General features: G+C 58.9%; 12 protein-coding genes. 5 read left to right on the top strand and 7 right to left on the bottom strand.

Translation table 11 applies throughout. The features are described 5' to 3' along the window. Positions 1-8 precede the first annotated feature (8 nt). The 3 genes from ACETPF_RS03380 to ACETPF_RS03370 are packed head-to-tail and all read left to right on the top strand — an operon-like array spanning position 9 to position 2,835. Positions 9-320, top strand: a complete 312-nt coding sequence (locus ACETPF_RS03380; protein WP_373932846.1) for a (2Fe-2S)-binding protein — start codon at positions 9-11, stop codon at positions 318-320. Then, on the top strand, positions 320-1,678 hold the full coding sequence (locus ACETPF_RS03375) for an FAD-dependent oxidoreductase (RefSeq protein WP_373932845.1): 1,359 nt from the start codon (positions 320-322) through the stop codon (positions 1,676-1,678). The genes ACETPF_RS03380 and ACETPF_RS03375 overlap by 1 nt, the downstream gene beginning before the upstream one ends. Then, entirely contained in the window at positions 1,675-2,835 is a 1,161-nt protein-coding gene (locus ACETPF_RS03370; protein ID WP_373932844.1) for an NAD(P)/FAD-dependent oxidoreductase, read from the top strand. Before ACETPF_RS03375 ends, ACETPF_RS03370 begins: the two co-directional genes overlap by 4 nt. Before the next feature lie 104 nt (positions 2,836-2,939). On the opposite strand, the gene ACETPF_RS03365 is transcribed toward ACETPF_RS03370, so the two are convergent. The 7 genes from ACETPF_RS03365 to ACETPF_RS03335 all read right to left on the bottom strand — a co-directional run bounded on the left by ACETPF_RS03365 (position 2,940) and on the right by ACETPF_RS03335 (position 12,792). Continuing rightward, a complete protein-coding gene (locus ACETPF_RS03365; RefSeq protein ID WP_373932843.1) occupies positions 2,940-4,310 on the bottom strand; it encodes an MFS transporter in 1,371 nt (456 codons plus the stop codon). Between the two features lie 54 nt (positions 4,311-4,364). Beyond that, on the bottom strand, positions 4,365-6,122 hold the full coding sequence (locus tag ACETPF_RS03360; RefSeq protein ID WP_373932842.1) for a hydantoinase B/oxoprolinase family protein: 1,758 nt from the start codon (positions 6,120-6,122) through the stop codon (positions 4,365-4,367). Positions 6,123-6,134: 12 nt separating this feature from the next. Beyond that, positions 6,135-8,174, bottom strand: a complete 2,040-nt coding sequence (locus ACETPF_RS03355; protein ID WP_373932841.1) for a hydantoinase/oxoprolinase family protein — start codon at positions 8,172-8,174, stop codon at positions 6,135-6,137. 66 nt (positions 8,175-8,240) lie between these two features. After that, positions 8,241-8,675 carry a hypothetical protein gene (locus ACETPF_RS03350; RefSeq protein WP_373932840.1) on the bottom strand — a complete coding sequence of 145 codons (435 nt, stop codon included), beginning with the start codon at positions 8,673-8,675 and terminating at the stop codon, positions 8,241-8,243. A 311-nt stretch (positions 8,676-8,986) separates the two neighbouring features. Continuing rightward, positions 8,987-9,655, bottom strand: a complete 669-nt coding sequence (locus ACETPF_RS03345) for a cysteine hydrolase family protein (protein ID WP_373933063.1) — start codon at positions 9,653-9,655, stop codon at positions 8,987-8,989. Positions 9,656-9,733: 78 nt separating this feature from the next. Next, the gene (locus tag ACETPF_RS03340) at positions 9,734-10,459 is read right to left on the bottom strand and encodes an alpha/beta fold hydrolase (RefSeq protein WP_373932839.1); all 726 of its coding nucleotides are present in this window, start codon (positions 10,457-10,459) and stop codon (positions 9,734-9,736) included. Between the two features lie 71 nt (positions 10,460-10,530). Continuing rightward, the gene (locus ACETPF_RS03335) at positions 10,531-12,792 is read right to left on the bottom strand and encodes a TonB-dependent receptor (protein ID WP_373932838.1); all 2,262 of its coding nucleotides are present in this window, start codon (positions 12,790-12,792) and stop codon (positions 10,531-10,533) included. Positions 12,793-13,224: 432 nt separating this feature from the next. Between ACETPF_RS03335 and ACETPF_RS03330 the strand changes: the two genes are divergently transcribed. Then, a complete protein-coding gene (locus tag ACETPF_RS03330) occupies positions 13,225-15,126 on the top strand; it encodes a CocE/NonD family hydrolase (protein WP_373932837.1) in 1,902 nt (633 codons plus the stop codon). A 202-nt stretch (positions 15,127-15,328) separates the two neighbouring features. After that, a complete protein-coding gene (locus ACETPF_RS03325) occupies positions 15,329-16,375 on the top strand; it encodes an alpha/beta hydrolase (RefSeq protein WP_373932836.1) in 1,047 nt (348 codons plus the stop codon). Positions 16,376-16,474: the final 99 nt, after the last annotated feature.

Raw genomic sequence — 16,474 nt, 5'->3', positions numbered from 1 at the left:
GGGCATGTATGTTTCGCAAAATCGAACCCAGAGGGTCGGGGGGAAATCAAGTTCGTCTATCGGTCGACGGCGCATTGCTGAACGCGGAGGAGGGCGAGCCGGTGGCTGCCGTCCTGCTGCGGGTTGCCCCCTTTACCTCCCGCAACACGCCGGTGACAGGCGCAGCGCGTGCACCCTACTGCATGATGGGTGCATGCTTTGACTGCTTGGTGGAGATCGACGGCGAGACTTCAATGCGCGCCTGCATGAAGGGCGTGCGAGAGGGAATGGTTGTGCGTCGTCAAACCGAGCGTCCTATTCCAGTGAAAGCAGGGAACTGATGACCACCGTTATGGTAATTGGGGCGGGGCCGGCCGGGATGTCAGCTGCCCTCGAACTCCAAGAACGGGGTTTGGCGGTTATCGTGTTGGATGACCAACCAGCGCCGGGCGGCCGGATCTTTGCCGCCATCGAGAAGCGGGAGCTCCATGGGCGGGAAGATAAATCGGGAGCCGAACTTGTCGCCCGCTTTCGCGCCGTAGGAGGTGAATATCTAAGCGCAACGGAGGTTTGGCAGATCGATTCCGGAACGCGGGTTTTCTTGACCCACGAGGGCCGCGCAAGGATGATCGAGCCTAATTTCGTTCTCCTCGCGACCGGCGCCCAGGAACGCCCCATGCCTTTCTCCGGGTGGCAGCTGCCTGGCGTTATGACAGTAGGCGCCGCCCAGATCCTCTTAAAGACCGCCGCTCAAGTGCCCGACAGACCTGTCTGGCTCGCGGGAACAGGGCCGCTGCTACTTCTCTACGCTCGACAACTCGTCGCCGCTGGAGGGGCAGTGGCTGGCATATTGGACACCGCGCCTCGACACCGCCGCGTCGCCGCGCTCCCCCTTATCCCCCGCGCTCTGCCATATGGCTGGCGAGACTTGGCGAGGGGGATAGGCTGGCTTGCGGCGATGAGCCGGCTGCGCGTCATCCGTAATGTTGGATCGCTCGAGGCATTAGGCACAGACCGGATAGAGGGCATCCGCTTCAGAACGAGAGACGGGACAGAACGCGAGGTCGATACTGACCTTCTCTTCGTGCATGACGGGGTCGTGCCGGCGGTACATACCACCATGGCAGCAGGTTGCGCCCATCGATGGAATTCGATGCAGCAAAGCTTTGAACCTTTACTAGACGACTTCGGGGGTAGCTCCATCCCGAACATCTTTGTTGCCGGTGATGGGGCAACAATTGCGGGCGCGCGCGCCGCTACTATATCGGGCCGGCTAGCCGCAATCGGTATAGCCCGTGCCGCGGGCACCATGTCACACATGGCTGCAGAAACTGCCGCCATTCCGCTGCGTCGCGAACTGGCTGCCGCTAGCGGCTTTCGTCGACTAATCGATACGCTTTATCCGCCCTCCGAACTGGCCCTTTCAGATGACACAATGGTCTGTCGCTGTGAGGAAGTGAGCGCTGGGAAGATCCGTGAAGCTCTTCACGCCCGGCCCCATTTAGGGCCTGACGGCGTGAAGATCGCTACCAGGGCGGGCATGGGACCGTGCCAAGGGCGCCAGTGCGGTCTTAGTCTCGCGAGACTCGTACAAGAAGCTCATGGAGGAAGCCGTTCGGATATCGGTTTCCTGCGCGTCCGCGCCCCCTTGAAGCCCCTCACTCTTGGCGAACTTGCCAGTCTGGAGACTAATTCGTGACCGCAACCGCAGATGTCCTGGTCGTTGGCGGAGGCCTGCATGGCTTGTCGGCTGCGCTCCAAGTCGCTCGCCGCGGCGCCCGCGTCATCCTGCTGGAGCGGTCTCGAATAGGCCGTCACTCCTCTGGTGCCTCTGCAGCGGGTGTGCGGACCCTCAGTCGCGCCCGAGCAGAACTGCCAATCTCCTTGGAAGCTATGGAGATGTGGCACCACATGGTCGATATAGTTGGCGACGACTGTGGATTTCACGCGTACGGGCAACTTCAGGTCGCCGAGACCGATGCCGAGCTCCAATCCTTGCGCGATAGGGTCGGGCGACTGCACCAAGATGGCTTCACCAATGAAGAGATCATAGACGCCGACGCAATTCGTTCGATTGTGCCGTGCCTTGCATCGGTTTACCTGGGAGGCGCTTTTGCACCACGTGACGGCGCAGCCGATCCCCACCGGACATTGTCTGCGTATTTACGAGCCGCAGTCGACGCTGGTGTTGCAGTGCATGAGGGCGTTGGTGTGACCGCACTTGTTCGCAGCCAAAATACCTGGAAGCTCACGGCTGGCCAGCGTCAATGGGAGGCGCCGCTTCTAGTAAATGCAGCAGGCGCATGGGCAGGCGAAATCGCGGCGATGGCAGGAGACGAAATCCCGATCGGGACCAAGGCGTCGATGATGATAGTCACGGAGCGTGTCGCGCCCTTCATCCGGCCCACAGTGATCTCAATGAAGCGTAAGCTCTCATTCAAGCAGAGCAACCAGGGAACTCTTCTGATCGGCGGGGGACAGCAGGGACGGGCTGATCTTACAAAGGAGTCCTCAGCCGTAGATGTACGGTTGCTCGCAAAGTCGGCCGCGGCGGCCACGCAATTGTTCCCTGGGGTAGACCGCTTGCGCATCGTGCGCACGTGGGCGGGGCTTGAAGCCAAGACCAGCGACGATGTGGCCATTGCGGGTCTGTCGCCCTCAGGGCCTGGACTCCTACATCTCTTCGGCTTCAGCGGACACGGGTTTCAGCTGGTACCGGCTTTAGGCGTTGCAGCCGCCGAACTCCTCCTCGAGGGCCGCAGTCGGGTCGATATCGCGGGTCTTGCACCACAGCGGCTAATGGGCGGGATGGCTACTCCTGCCGATGACAGTGTCGGTGCGGCCGACTGCGAATAATTTCGGCCGGACAGTTCAATCCGGGGGGCTGCCCATACGGCGAGTGCCTCGCCGCCCCCTGACATCCAAAGGTGCAGGGAGCGGCGAGGGTGGTACCGAGTAGTCTACTCTTCGCTGACAACAGGCTCGGCGATAGTAGCAAGGAACGCCAAGCAAATAAGCGACGAGAGTGAGAGGAACACGAAGACGTGATCCCAACTCGAAGAGTCGAGGATGACTCCTGCGATAAAGGGGAAGCACGCAGCACCCAGTGCGGCACCAGTGCTGCAGATGCCATAAGCGATGGGGTAGATCTCCCGCGTCGTGAGGCTCATTGGATATGTCGTAAAATGCGGATACCCCAATCCGACCGCGAAGCCCGCAAATAGCAGCAGAGCGCCTGTAAAGGTCACGCTTGGCGGGGAATAGATCAGGCAGATAATGGCGGCGGCGGTGAAGAGTGCCCCGAACATCATGAGAGGCTTACGCCGCAACCCCAGCAAGCTGTCGGAGATCCATCCGCCCGCGAAGTTTCCCGCAACCGCACCGGCGAAGAGCGTCGACGACAGCAAACCAGCCGTGCCAAGCGCGAAATGCTTGGCATTGAGCAGGTACGAAGGGATCCAGGCCAAGAAGACGTTGAAAATGCCGATCATGAAAACCGTGGCAAAGGTATTGCCGATGAGGTTCCACGACCGGAAGACACCTCCGAACGTGTCGATGAGCGGGACCCGCTTGAGGCGGATGACCCTGTCGAGCCAAGCCGGCACCTGCGACCTCTGTTTATGCTTGCCTGGCCTGACCTCCTTGTGAACCTGCGGATCGCGAATAAGCGCAAGTTCAGCAGCCGAAACAAATCTGGAGTCTTCGGGGCGGCTCCGCATGAAAAGATACCAGACGATTGCTGCACCGAGGACGGGGACCGCGAAGATCTGAAATATACCCCGCCATCCGAACGCCTGCATGATGACCACCGCAAGCGGAGGGCAGAGCACAGGGCCGAGCTTTGACGCCCCCCAGTAAAATCCCGTTGCTGTTCCGCGCTCTCGCACCGAAAACCATTGGTTGATGGCAGTCATTGAGCACACCGAAATCATCGCTTCGGCAATGCCCAATAGCGACCGATAGATCTTGACGTCGGACGGGCCGACGCTCGTGCCAATCATGTAGGAGGCAATCGCCGCCACGACGAGCCCTAGCGCCATCAGGTAGCGTGGCTCGAAGCGGCGCACGAGTATGCTGGACGGAATTTGAGACGCAGCGAAACAGATGAACATGAGAGTTGCGAACAGGCCAGCCTCAGCATTGCTGATGTGGAATTCCGCCTTCATAGCCGGGAGTGCTACGCCGAGGTTTGCTCGATCGGCAGCCACCAGCATGTAGATGAAGCATACCAGCGCGAGTATGACCCAGCGGAAACTCGTTCCACGCGGCAATCGGTTCTCTCCTTCAAATTCGGCCTCAAACCTCGCCCGGCGTGATGTTTCAACGGTCATTGCGGCGAACCTTTTTGGGTTGGATTATTGAGATTTCGGCCGTCATGACCCTGCTCAAGGATTGATTGAGCGCTGACCGGATGCTTCGATCGCGGTACGAACACGCTCGACTCCATAGTCACGCTCGGCAGCCGTCAGCGTGACGACGCCATCGCGCAAGTCTGCCGCGATCTGTGCAGGCGAGCGATCTGCGCAAGCACCAAAACCGCCACCACCGGGCGTTTCGATGCGTATGCTCTCCCCGGCATTGAGCACAAAATTGGCGACTTTCGTCGGAAGCGCCTTCTCGTCCTGTCTCCCAGCGTTGAACGTCACGGCGCTGAGCCCGCCCATCAGGCCTCCTGCAATGCCCTCAGCGCCATGGATGTAGCTATCCGAGCGTGCGGAGAAGGTCGTTCCATTCTCGAGAGCACGAATTTGACGGGCGATGCCGAGGCCGCCACGTTGCCGGCCTGCTCCCCCGGAGTCGATGGCAAGGCCATATTCCTCACAAAGTAGCGGAAATTCGTTCTCCAGCGCTTCGGTTGGAAGGTTTAAACTGTTCGTGATGTGAACATGGATAGCGTCCATGCCATCGGCGTCGAAACGCGCACCGCCGCCACCTCCGATCGTCTCGGCGACCACATAAAAGCGCCCAGTTTCGGGCTGCGATCCGGAGAGCATGATCGATGGCAGAAGGTCGTTGCTGGAGGCGAACAGGCGATCTTCGGGAAGAACGCTCCGAAAGGCGCCGAAGACTGCGCCTGCGATCTTCTGGCAGGTGTTGCTTCGCACGCCGCACGCTGCCGGGAACCGCGGGTTCACGATCGAGCCCTCCGGCGCGGCGATCGTCACGGAGGTGAACATTCCGCTGTTGGGCATCAACTCCGGATCAAGCAATGCCTTGACGCAATAATAGACCGTGGCCCGCAGTGCGCTGTGGGGTACATTGAAGGCGCCCTTCGCCTGCGGCCCCGTCCCGTCGAAATCCACATGCAAAGTGTCGCCGCCAAGTGTGACCGTGGCGACGATTGGGACCGGGTCGCTTCCGCTCCCATCGTCGTCCAGCCACGTCGTGAAGCTATGCTTGCCGGCCGGTAACGCTGCAACCCTGCGCCGTAGGCGCTCCGAGGTGTATGCAAAAACGTCGCGAATTGCGGCTTTGGCATGGTCGAGTCCCATCCGCAGGAACAGCGCGCGCGCTTCCTCTCCCCCGCGAGTATTGACCGCGATCTGGACCTTGAGATCCAGGCGCCGCTCTTCAGAAAGGCGTGAATTGCTGGCAATAAGGTTGAGTAGGTCCTCGTCGATTTGGCCGGCGCGAGCTATCCGGATGATGGGAATCCGTAGCCCTTCCTCGAAGATCGAGCCGGCACCCGGCGAAATAGAGCCGGGCACCGCGCCGCCGAGGTCGGAATGATGACCAATGTTTGCCGCGAATGCGACGACCACCCCGTCGATGAAGACAGGGGTGACAATCGAGACGTCTGGAATGTGTGTGCCGCCCGCAAGATATGGATCGTTGCAGATGAAGGCGTCGCCTTCGGCCATGTCGCCGATCTGGTAGCGATCCAGCAGCGCTTCCACCGCGCCCAGCAGCGACCCAAGGTGGATGGGAATGTGCGTGCCTTGTGCGATGAGGCCACCCTGCGCATCAAAGATCCCGACCGAGAAATCCCGGCGCTCCTTGATCTGCGAAGAATAGGAGGAGCGCATCATGTTGAGCGCCATGTTCTCTGTGATGGAGAGCATCCGGTTGCTGAAAATTTCCATCGCAATGGCATCGAAATGCCGCTCTTCCTCGCGGCCCGTCTTGTCATTGATGTCGGCCATGCTGCTTCTCGCTCAATTGGTGATGATGATGTTGCCGAAGGCATCTATCGCGGCGCTCTGGCCCGCCAGGATGACGGTGGTCGAACTCATCTCTTCGATGATCGCGGGGCCAGGCACCGCCTCGCCGATGGGGAGAGCCGACCGGCGGTAGATCGGCGTTGGTAGCCATCCCTCGGCAGCACCATAATAGACGCTGCGCTCGGCCACCATCGCCTCTGAGACGCTGGTTCCGCCAACATGCGACGGTTCGAGCACCTTTGGCACAAGACCCACCGCCCTTAGGCGACAACTGACGATGAAGACCGGCTGATCGGGATGATCGTAGCCGTAGGTGGCCCGATGGACTGCGGCGAAGCTTTCGAGAAATTCTTTCAGCCCCGCCTCATCAATTGCCTCTAGCGGGATCCGGATCTCATGGCTCTGGCCGGCGTAATGGGCGTCGACCGCAAGCTGGAAGCTGCGGAACCCTTGCTCGACATTTTCCGACGCCAGCCAGGCGTCGCCTTCTGCGGCCATCTCGCGGAGTGCGGAACAGGCGACCGCCCAGCTCTCGGCCGTCACCTTCGTCAACTGCATGCGCACGAAGTCCAGGCTGATGTCCGATAATAGCACGCCACGCGCACACATCGTACCTGGCTCCTGTGGGACGACGATGCGCCCGATACCGGACTCGCGTGCCACCTCAGCAGCATGGAGTGGGCCAGCACCACCGAAGGCGAAAAGCGCTAGCTCGCTGACATTATGGCCCTGCTCGGTCGTCACGGCGCGGATCGCCCGGCTCATGTTGGCGGCAGCCACCTGGATCATGCCGAAGGCGGCGTCCTCAACCGAGATGCCGAGCGGCCGCGCGATTTTCTCCTCGAGGCTCGCAACGGCGGCCGCACGATCGACCGGCATCCGACCGTCGAGCAAGGCGACGGGATTGAGGCGATTGAGGCAGATGTTCGCATCGGTCAGCGTCGGCTCCACGCCGCCGCGAGAATAAGCGACAGGACCCGGCGAAGCACCGGCGCTACGCGGTCCAAGCTTCATTGCGTTGGCTTCGTCGACGTGCGCGATGCTCCCGCCGCCGGCCCCAATGACATGGATGTCGATCATTGGCAGCTTGACCGGATAGCCGGCGACATCGCGGCTCGTTGCCAGCTTTGGTTTGCCGCCAACGATCAGCGATACGTCCGTGCTGGTTCCGCCGACGTCGAAGGTGACGAGATCGGGAAAACCCGCTGTGGCGCCAACCACGGCGGCCCCCATGACTCCGGCTGCAGGACCGGAGAGGCAGGTGGTCACCGGAAGGCGCTTGGCACTCTCGATCGACAGCAGGCCGCCATTGGAATGAATGATCATTGGCGCGATGGATATGCCCAGTTCGCTGATCTTGTGGCTCAGGCGATCAAAGTAAGCGGCCATCCTTGGGCCGACATAGGCATTGAGCACCGTCGTGGAGGTGCGCTCATACTCCCGGAACTCGGGCAGCACGCTCGAAGAGGTGCTGATGTAAACGCCGGGCAGCTTGCGCGCCGCGATCCGTGCGGCAGCTTCTTCATGCTCCGGGTTCTTGTAAGAGTGCAAGAACGAGATCGCGATGGCCTCGACGCCGGTTTCCGCCAGCTCATCGAGAACCGCTTCCAGCTCTGTCTCGTCGAGGGGGTGGAGGCATTCGCCCTTAGCGTTGAGCCTCTCATTGACTTCGCGGCGGCGGTAGCGCTCGACCAAGGGATCGGGCTTACGGATCGCCATATCGTAGAGCGCAGGCCGAGTTTGCCGACCGATGGCAAGGACGTCGCGAAAACCCTTTGTCGTGACAAGCCCCGTGGGCACGCCGCGGCGTTCAATGATCATGTTGGTGGCTACGGTGGTGCCATGGCCGATATAGGAGATTGCCGAAGGCTCAATGCCGAACAATTCCAGCGCTTGGGCTATTCCGTCGACGATGGCGTCTGAAGGATCAGCTGGAGTCGATGAGAGCTTGAAGTACAGGTTTTCGCCCGTCGTCGCGTTCGCTATCGTAAAGTCGGTAAAAGTCCCGCCTACATCTACCCCAATGCGATACATTTCTGTTCTATCCTTCTAGGTCGTATGAGCCCGGCACGAAAAATCGTGTTGCGCTATGGTGGATCGTCATTCTCGGCTCGCCCGATCTCGATGGGCGTCGCCTTCGATGTTCTTTGTTGGGACGCCGTCAGCGGAACTCGAATTGCCCAATGTTAACCGACTGCGGACGACCATGGTGGAATCGTTCATGGCCCTCGCTGTTGGCGCTCCGGCCGGATCAAGAAATGCCTGCGCGGCTGCCGCCGAAGCCGCAATGCTGCCGACGGCTGCCGCGACCGGGACAAGCGCACGAATTAAGACTTGGCTACGCTCCATGCGCGACTCCCCGGCACCCGCGGTTCCTTTCACATTTTCCTTCACGCTCCGAGACGGCCGCAAAATCGAAATATGAGGAACGGAGATAATACTTTCAAAGTCCGATTTGCGGGGATTGTATTCTACAGGGTTATATAATCGCGCACCAGCGCCGATCGTGATCGATCGGCCGGATCGCAATTTCATCCTGGTTTGGGAAACGTCGTCGGTGCATCCACCCGACGCTTCCCTTTGGCGCCCCGCCACAGCGGGCGTGTCGGCTCACAGCGGACGGACTGCTCAGGCGGCATCGAGCTTTGTCACCGTGGCTAACACGTTTGGGAAGCGAGCTGCCTTCAAAACCACGGCAGCGGCTGTGTCCGCTCATGAGAGGCAAACGCATTGAGAGTCGCCTCGAGCTGACAGGGAATATGATCAATTAATGGGCGAGGTTCGTAGAATGCGCGCAGCCGAAACAAGAGAGACGGGGCCGACTCGATGCCGGGCTCGGGATTGGGTCAATCGGGGTCGACACCAAGCCCCTGCCAGACATCGATCAACATCTTGCGAGGGATCACGTCAATGCGGGAACGCATGATCTGAAGCGATGCTTCGTGCAGATCCTGGTTGAATCCGCCGACGCAATCCTCAACTTCGATCACGTAGAAGTCCTTATTGAAGGCATCCCGGATCGTGCTTTCGACGCACGCGTAGGTCGCGGCGCCGCACACGATGACCGTCTCCACGCCTGCGCCTCGCAGGATTAGCTCTAAGTTGGTCCCCAAAAAGGCACTCGACCGCCACTTTTGCACGATGATATCGCCCGGCTCCGGAGCCAACGCGGCGATAATCTCAGCGCCCCATGAGCCCAGCTCGCAACCCATCTGATCCGGTGCCAGGCCGGTCTTGGTGGCTATAAATCGAAGGTAGGCGGGCGACAGGCTCGCCGCATTCGGCAGCATCACCATTTGAATGAAGATGATCTTCACGCCCGCATGGCGCGCATGCGCGACGAGGTCGGCAGTATTTGCCACAACGGAGGTGATACCGGTGAGACTATGTCCCCGCTGATGCCAAAGGCCGTTTGCCGCGCAGAAATCATTCTGAAGGTCGACGATGATCAGTGCAGCGGCTCGAGGGTCTGCTAAATCTGCGAGCGTTGAGCGAACCGCCTTTCCCGATATCACTTCCAAGTCGATCTCCCTCGAACGGATGATAGTTCAGTTTCACTCGCCACCGTTCGGCAACAGTCTCTGCGCCGGCCGCTATCTGTCGCCGAAAGCCTCGGCCGCTGCGATCAGATGCGAGGTGAGCAAATCAGGTGCCTGGAGGAACGGCGAATGCCCAGTATCCATTGCAAACACCGGATCGCAGGGCAGGCACTCCTGCTGGAGTCTCTGCATCTCGATTGGCAGGGCGTTGTCGCGAAGGCATTCAACGTACGCACGTGGCAAACTACCGAAGCGATCCTGCGATAAGCTGAGCTTCTCACTCATCGGCCGAGCTGGCTGTGGGGCGAGGCGTGCAAGCGCTATCTCGACATCATCTTCATGGCATCCGCTGTAGTAGCGGTGGCGCGCGTGGATCGGGTCATCCGTTAACGTCAGACCGTCAGCGCTGAGCTTGAGGCCGTCCGGCAACGGCGCGCCCTGGAAAAGATCGGCCGCTGCCGATCCATTCGGCAGAAGCACCGCCGCTACGAATATAAGGCCCTTTATGGCCTCTGGTGCCCGCTCAGCGGCATCACAAATTGTTATACCCCCGAGGCTATGGCCAACCAGTATGGCCTTGTCATCTTGCCGGACCGCCAGGTCCGCGATGAACGTCCCGGTCATCGAGAGGGTGACATCTCCAGCAGGAACCCATCTCTCGCCGGTTCCCGGGAGATCTGGTGCTAACACGCGATGGTTGGCCGCAATCAAACGGCCAACCACCTTTTCCCAGCACCACCCCCCGTGGAGTGCACCATGAACTAGAATGAACGTTGCCAAGCAATGCCCCCTCTCGACCGGGTCCGCCGTACGACAAGCGAACCTAGCCGAGATTTGAAGTACAACCTACTTTAGCGGAATTTCCACCCGATCGTGAAACCTGCATTTCTCGGCTGGATGTAAAATATCTGCTTGGGCAGGAACGTATTGACGCCGCCGCCAATTACACCCTTCGAATCGGTCAGGTTATTCAGGTAAACACTAAGGCTGAACGGTCCGCGGTTCAGGCCCGCATGCAAATCGACCGTCGTATAGTCGGGATAGACTGCTTGCACTGGATTGCTCCCGAACGGCCCCTTCCTTTCGCCTACATAGGTCAAGGAGGCGCCAACAGAGCCGTCTATGTCATTCCCAAGCTCGAAGGCTTGAGAGATCGAAAAGTTGCCCGAGAATTTCGGGGTGAGCGGAATCCTGTCGCCCGGATGAGCGCCCAATGTGCTATTCGAGGGAACCGTCAGGATTTTTGCGTCCGCTACGGAGAACCATCCCGAAAGTGTAAGACCACGGGTCGGCCGCACCGCAAGATTGGCTTCAATGCCCTTGCTCCGCGCCTTGCCGCCGTTCGCCAAATAGCCGAAGCCGTTGGGCGCACTCACATTCTGCTGAATGTCGGTCCATTCAATATCATAGAGGGAGATATCATAGCTAAGGAGCTTGTCGAATAAATCACCTTTCGCACCAACTTCGTAGTTCTTCGTCTTATCACTGGCCACCGTTGGGGGCAGTCCTAGGACGGACGCATTGAAGTTGGGGCCACCCGGTCGATATCCGGTCGCCAGTCGAGCATAGATCATATTGTTTCGGTCGAAATTGAATTGCGGCGTCACGAGATAAGTGAACGCATTTTCGTGGGAAGAGACTGGTGGCGCGATGACCGTCAGACTTGTCTGCCCCCCCAGGAGGGTGTTCTGGATACCCGAGGTAACCTGGCTCAATGTTTGGTCATTGTGACTCTCGCGAGCTCCGACCTGGATCTTGAACCGCTCTCCGAAGTGGGCGGTTACATCGGCGAAAGCAGCATACTCGCGATACTTTGTCGGGATCTGGATAGTAATCCAGTTGCCGATGGGCGCGCCGAAGGCATTGGTTGGATCAGCATCCTGGAAGCGGCCGCCGGTTTCGTGGTCGTAGAACCCGCCGACGAGCCAGTCGATGCTGTCGCCGATCTTACCGTCCAGTCGCAGCTCTTGGCTGAATTTATGTAAGACCCGATGGTTGAACGAAATAACATAGGGCGAGCCGAACCCGGGAAACCCCTTGGACGGTATGCCCGTATTCGTGATGGCGCCGTAAAAGGGGGAGTAGTCGGCGGAATGATCGTTCACACTGGAAATGTAGCCGGTAACCGAAGTGATATTAATGCCGCCTAGCTTCCCTTTGATAGTGCCGCTGTAGACCTGATGCAGGTCATCGAACGAACCGCCCTTTGGAGCATTGTTCTGCTGAAGGCGGTCGAGGCCCGCATTGGAATTCGCCGACCCGTTCGACCGAGTGTGATCGACGAGAGCGCTCAACTGCACGGAGAAGGCGTCCGACGGCCTCCACAGGATCGCCGCTCGCCCCCCGTCTGCCCGCGTCAGGTTGACACCCTTTTCCCCAGTCACGACGTTGTCGATATATCCTGGGTCTTCCCGCGAAAATCCGCTGAAGCGGATCGCCAACTGGTCGGATAGCGGGACGTTGGCGCCCGCCCGAAACGTGTAACCGGCGGATTTGGCGTTCTTCGTGGTCGTTAGCCCAGCCTCCATGTGAGCACTCAACGCGCTCGTAGATGGTTGGTTGGTCGTGAACTTGACAAGACCGCCCATGCTGCTGGCGCCATAGAGCGTGCCCTGAGGTCCGCGCAGAACTTCGACGCTCTGCAGGTCACTCGGATCGATGTTCGGGATAATCGTTCCATAAAGGCCGGCACCGCCCGAGGCATTGAATGGCACGTCGTCAACGATAACGCCAACCAGCGGATTGCCGCCGATCTGTCCAATGCCACGAATTGCGATGCCGGGCGTCTGCTGATACGTCTGCGTGAGGCTTACGCTCGGCAACTGAGCAAAATAGTCTTGGAACCGTGTCTTGTTCGACTCGGTGAGCGACTGAGCGGAAATCACCGAAACCGCCGCAGGCACGTCTTGCAGACGCTCCGTCTTCTTCTGCGCCGTGACGACAATCTCGCCGGTCGTAGTTTCATCAGCTGAACTTGACGTCGTACCGGCAGCTTGAGCCGACTGCGCCTGAGCCGAAGCCGACAGCGAAGTTGCAATAATTGCGGCAAGGACCGAGACGCTGGAGAAAAGCCCCCCGTTGCGGCTGCTTATTAACTGCTTTGACATGCTCATTGCCCCCCTTTTCCAGGTTCCGAGACGCATTTGGCGCCCTCCAACCTGAAACATAATGGACCAAAATATGTCACACCAAGGCCGAAATCCGAGGATCCTATTCTATAGGGTTATATATTGCATCTTCGTCGAACTCGACTTCGCGGGGGGCACATAGCCGCGCCTCCTCACGTGAGAGTGGAATGGGCCGGCATGCCGCCGCCTCCGGGATTGTGGCTTGAAAGTGGCTGCGTCAATCATCTCTCGCGGCGATGCCTGGCAAGCCGTCGTTCCCGCCCGCCGAATCGATAGACAACCTTCAAGCCTATAACTCAGGAGAATAGCCGCTCTGGATTTCTGTCTTGGAACGAAGGCCTGCAGTCCATCATAGTTCCGGTTTCCAAAGTAGGCATTGCGCGTCTTGCGAACGCCAAACAATAGGGGAACTGGAGCATGCCAGGAGCTAAAAGGCGCAATCAAAGCGGGCGCAAGTTTGCAGAGCTTACCGCGATTTTCGCAACGATTTTTGGAGCATGTTCGGGTGGTTTCGCCTCTGCGCAAACTGCCGACGATGAACGGCCTGCCGTCCTCAAGCCCGTGACAGAGGGTTGGAACTACGAGCGTCGCGTGGTCGACATCCCAATGCGCGACGGCGTGAAACTTCATACGATAATTCTAATTCCCAAAGGCGCAAAAGATGCGCCAATTCTGCTTACTCGCTCGCCCTACAACGCTGAAGCATCTACTAGGTATGCCAATAGCGGAAATTTGGCGATGGTTCTCGACGGCTATCGCAACATGCCGGACCTCATCGTTTCTCAGGGATATATTCGCGTCATCCAAGATATTCGCGGAATGAACGGCTCGGGTGGCGCTTTTGTGCTGCATAATAATGCTGCTGACGCTTCCGACGCCTACGAAACAATCGACTGGTTGTCGAAGAACGTGCCCGAAAGCAATGGGCGCATCGGTATGATCGGGGTCTCTTACGATGGGCACGGGACACTGGTTGCTTTGGACCATCCGCACCCGGCGCTTAAAGTCGTAGTTGATATTGACGGGACGGCGGACACTTGGCGCGCAAGCGGGCTGTTCAACAATGGCGCCTTCCGTCAAATGATAATGCCGCTAACGTGGAATCTGGAAGCCACGCGGAATGGGTCGTCGCAATTTAACTGGAATCAGGAAGACCTCTACGACGCCTATCTACGCGCGGGCTCAGTGGGCGAATGGGGCCGGCAGCATGGCATGGACCAGATCGGACTGTGGCGAAAACTTAGCCAGCATCCCGCATACGATAGCGTTTGGCAGTCTCAGAACCTTGTTAAGGTCTTAGCCGATCAACCTTTGACCGTGCCGATGATGGTCGTCCACGGCCTATGGGATGGGGACGATGCCTATGGCGCGATGACCGTCTACAACGCGCTAAAGCCGAAGGATACAGCCGGCAACATGGTCTACCTGACGCTCGGCCCATGGACCCATGGACAAGAGAGCGGTGATGGTAGCCACACCGGCAATATCGTTTGGGACCACGACACGGCCAAGTGGTGGCGCTTCCATGTCCTGGCGCCGTTTCTCAACCACTATCTCAAGGATGAACCGATGGACGTGGCGCCAGTCACAGCCTTTCAATCCGGGACCAACGAGTGGCAACGACTACCCTCTTGGCCTGCGGCACCGGCAACGACAAAGCTCTTTTTGCAGCCGGGTTTGAAGCTGGGCTTTTCGGCAACAGACGGCGGCGCAAAAACGGAGGATTACATCTCCGATCCCGCTCACCCCGTGAATTTCCTTCCGCGACCCGTCCACGATGAGTTCCACGAGTCCTGGAAGCCTTGGCTCACCTCTGACCAACGCAACTCCGCGGCCCGTCCAGACGTCCTCACCTTCACCACCGACGTCCTCACTAAGCCTGTAACTATCGCGGGCGAACCCGTCGTGCATCTGACGGCCTCGACGAGCGGCACGGACAGCGACTGGGTGGTCAAGCTGATCGATGTCTATCCTGATCAGACTCCGCTCAATCGGGCCATGGGAGGCTACCAGCTAGGCATAGCGATGGAGATTTTCCGCGGTCGATATCGAGAGTCGGTCAGCGAGCCCAAACCGCTCAAGGCAAACGCCCCTCTAGCCTATCGCTTCGCTCTCCCACACGCCAATCATGTCTTTCTGCCGGGACATCGTATCATGGTTCAAGTGCAATCAAGCTGGTTTCCTGTGTTCGATCGGAACCCGCAGACGTTCGTGCCCAACATATTTTTCGCCAAGCCGGCGGACTATGTGAAGGCGACCCAGAAAGTCGTAGTGTCAGGTCCGGGCCAGAGCTACATCGACCTGCCGTTGGCGCGATGATAGTTGCTTCTGCCTCGCCGTTCCCGCTGAGCGGGCAAAGGGTTTTCGCGCGCTTCCTTCGCAATGATCCAGATGCTCCAAGTGCCGGGAAATCGACCCATAGGTCTGCCATAGGCCTGCCTCGGCAGGCCGCGCCATGGTCGGCGTCGACATTCGCCATGCGCGATGGCGAAGGCGGATCCCGCACCGAAAGGCGGACCGAATGAATACGAAACCTTTCTCCGCACACCGAGCCGGGATTTGCGCGCTGATAGTCAGTATCTATGGCGGTGCGATGAGCGCGGCTCATGCGCGGGTTCTAACAACTGACCAAACGGTCCAGGCCGCCGCGCCCTCGCTGGTTCGAAGCTCCGACTCGGATGCCGAGATCGAGCCCCCATTTCTATTACGTCCCACCAACAGCTCTTGGGACTACGAAATCCGCGTGGCTCTCCCGCCATCTTATGCGACATCCAAGAAGTCTTATCCCGTGCTATGGGTAACCGACGGGAGCGTCCAGTTTGATGAAGCGGTACAAACCCTAAACTCTGCCTCGGGACAAATTCCAGAGTTTATCATCGTGGGCGTCGGAGTGCCAAGAACATACCAAGCGCAATTTCTTTCCAGACGCTCTTATGATTTTACCGACTCTGGTCCCTCTGCGTACAGGTATACTGGTCCTGGAGGCGCGCTATACACGACGACGTCGGGCGCTAAGTTCACTCAGCAGTTTAGCCAGATCAAGAATCCAGGCCTAGGGGGGGCATGGAATGCCGATCGGTTCCTAGAGTTTCTCAGCGGCAATATACGCAGTGTGATTGCCGCCCGATATCGCGTTGGGGACACGAACGTTCTATTTGGATTTTCACTCGGCGGAACGTTTTGTTTGCACGCGTTGTTTGCAACTCCCTCCGCCTTCTCCCACTACATCTGCGCAAGTCCTGGAGTAAATGCCGACGACGGCGCTCTTTTCATCAGCGAAGATCGTTATGCTACCTCCCACAAGGATCTTGTGGCTGGGCTATTCTTGAGTGCGGGAGAAGGAGAAATCACCCAAGGCGGATCAATATCTGGTCTTGGTGCGGCAAGCAGTATGGCGCGCATGGCCGAAATACTGACACTTCGCCGCTACCCCTCACTGGATCTGCACGCACGTATTCTGCCGGAGCGGATCCATAATGGACCGGGTCGTGCGGCTGCGTTGTACACCGCCATGCTGACCTTCTTCGGGCCGGAATCTATCGCTCGGCGACAGGGCAAGCTCAAATGATGAGATATCGATCTTCCCAATCTTGGACTCAAGCTATCAGCACTGCTCGCCGCTGACTTCGGATTTTTCGTACCTTCTCCAGGCGCCCTATGGAGTCCA

Origin of the sequence: Sphingobium agrisoli (assembly GCF_041877245.1) — a bacterium.
In the GTDB taxonomy this organism is placed as follows: Bacteria; Pseudomonadota; Alphaproteobacteria; order Sphingomonadales; family Sphingomonadaceae; genus Sphingobium.
This window is presented reverse-complemented; position numbering and strand designations above follow the sequence as displayed.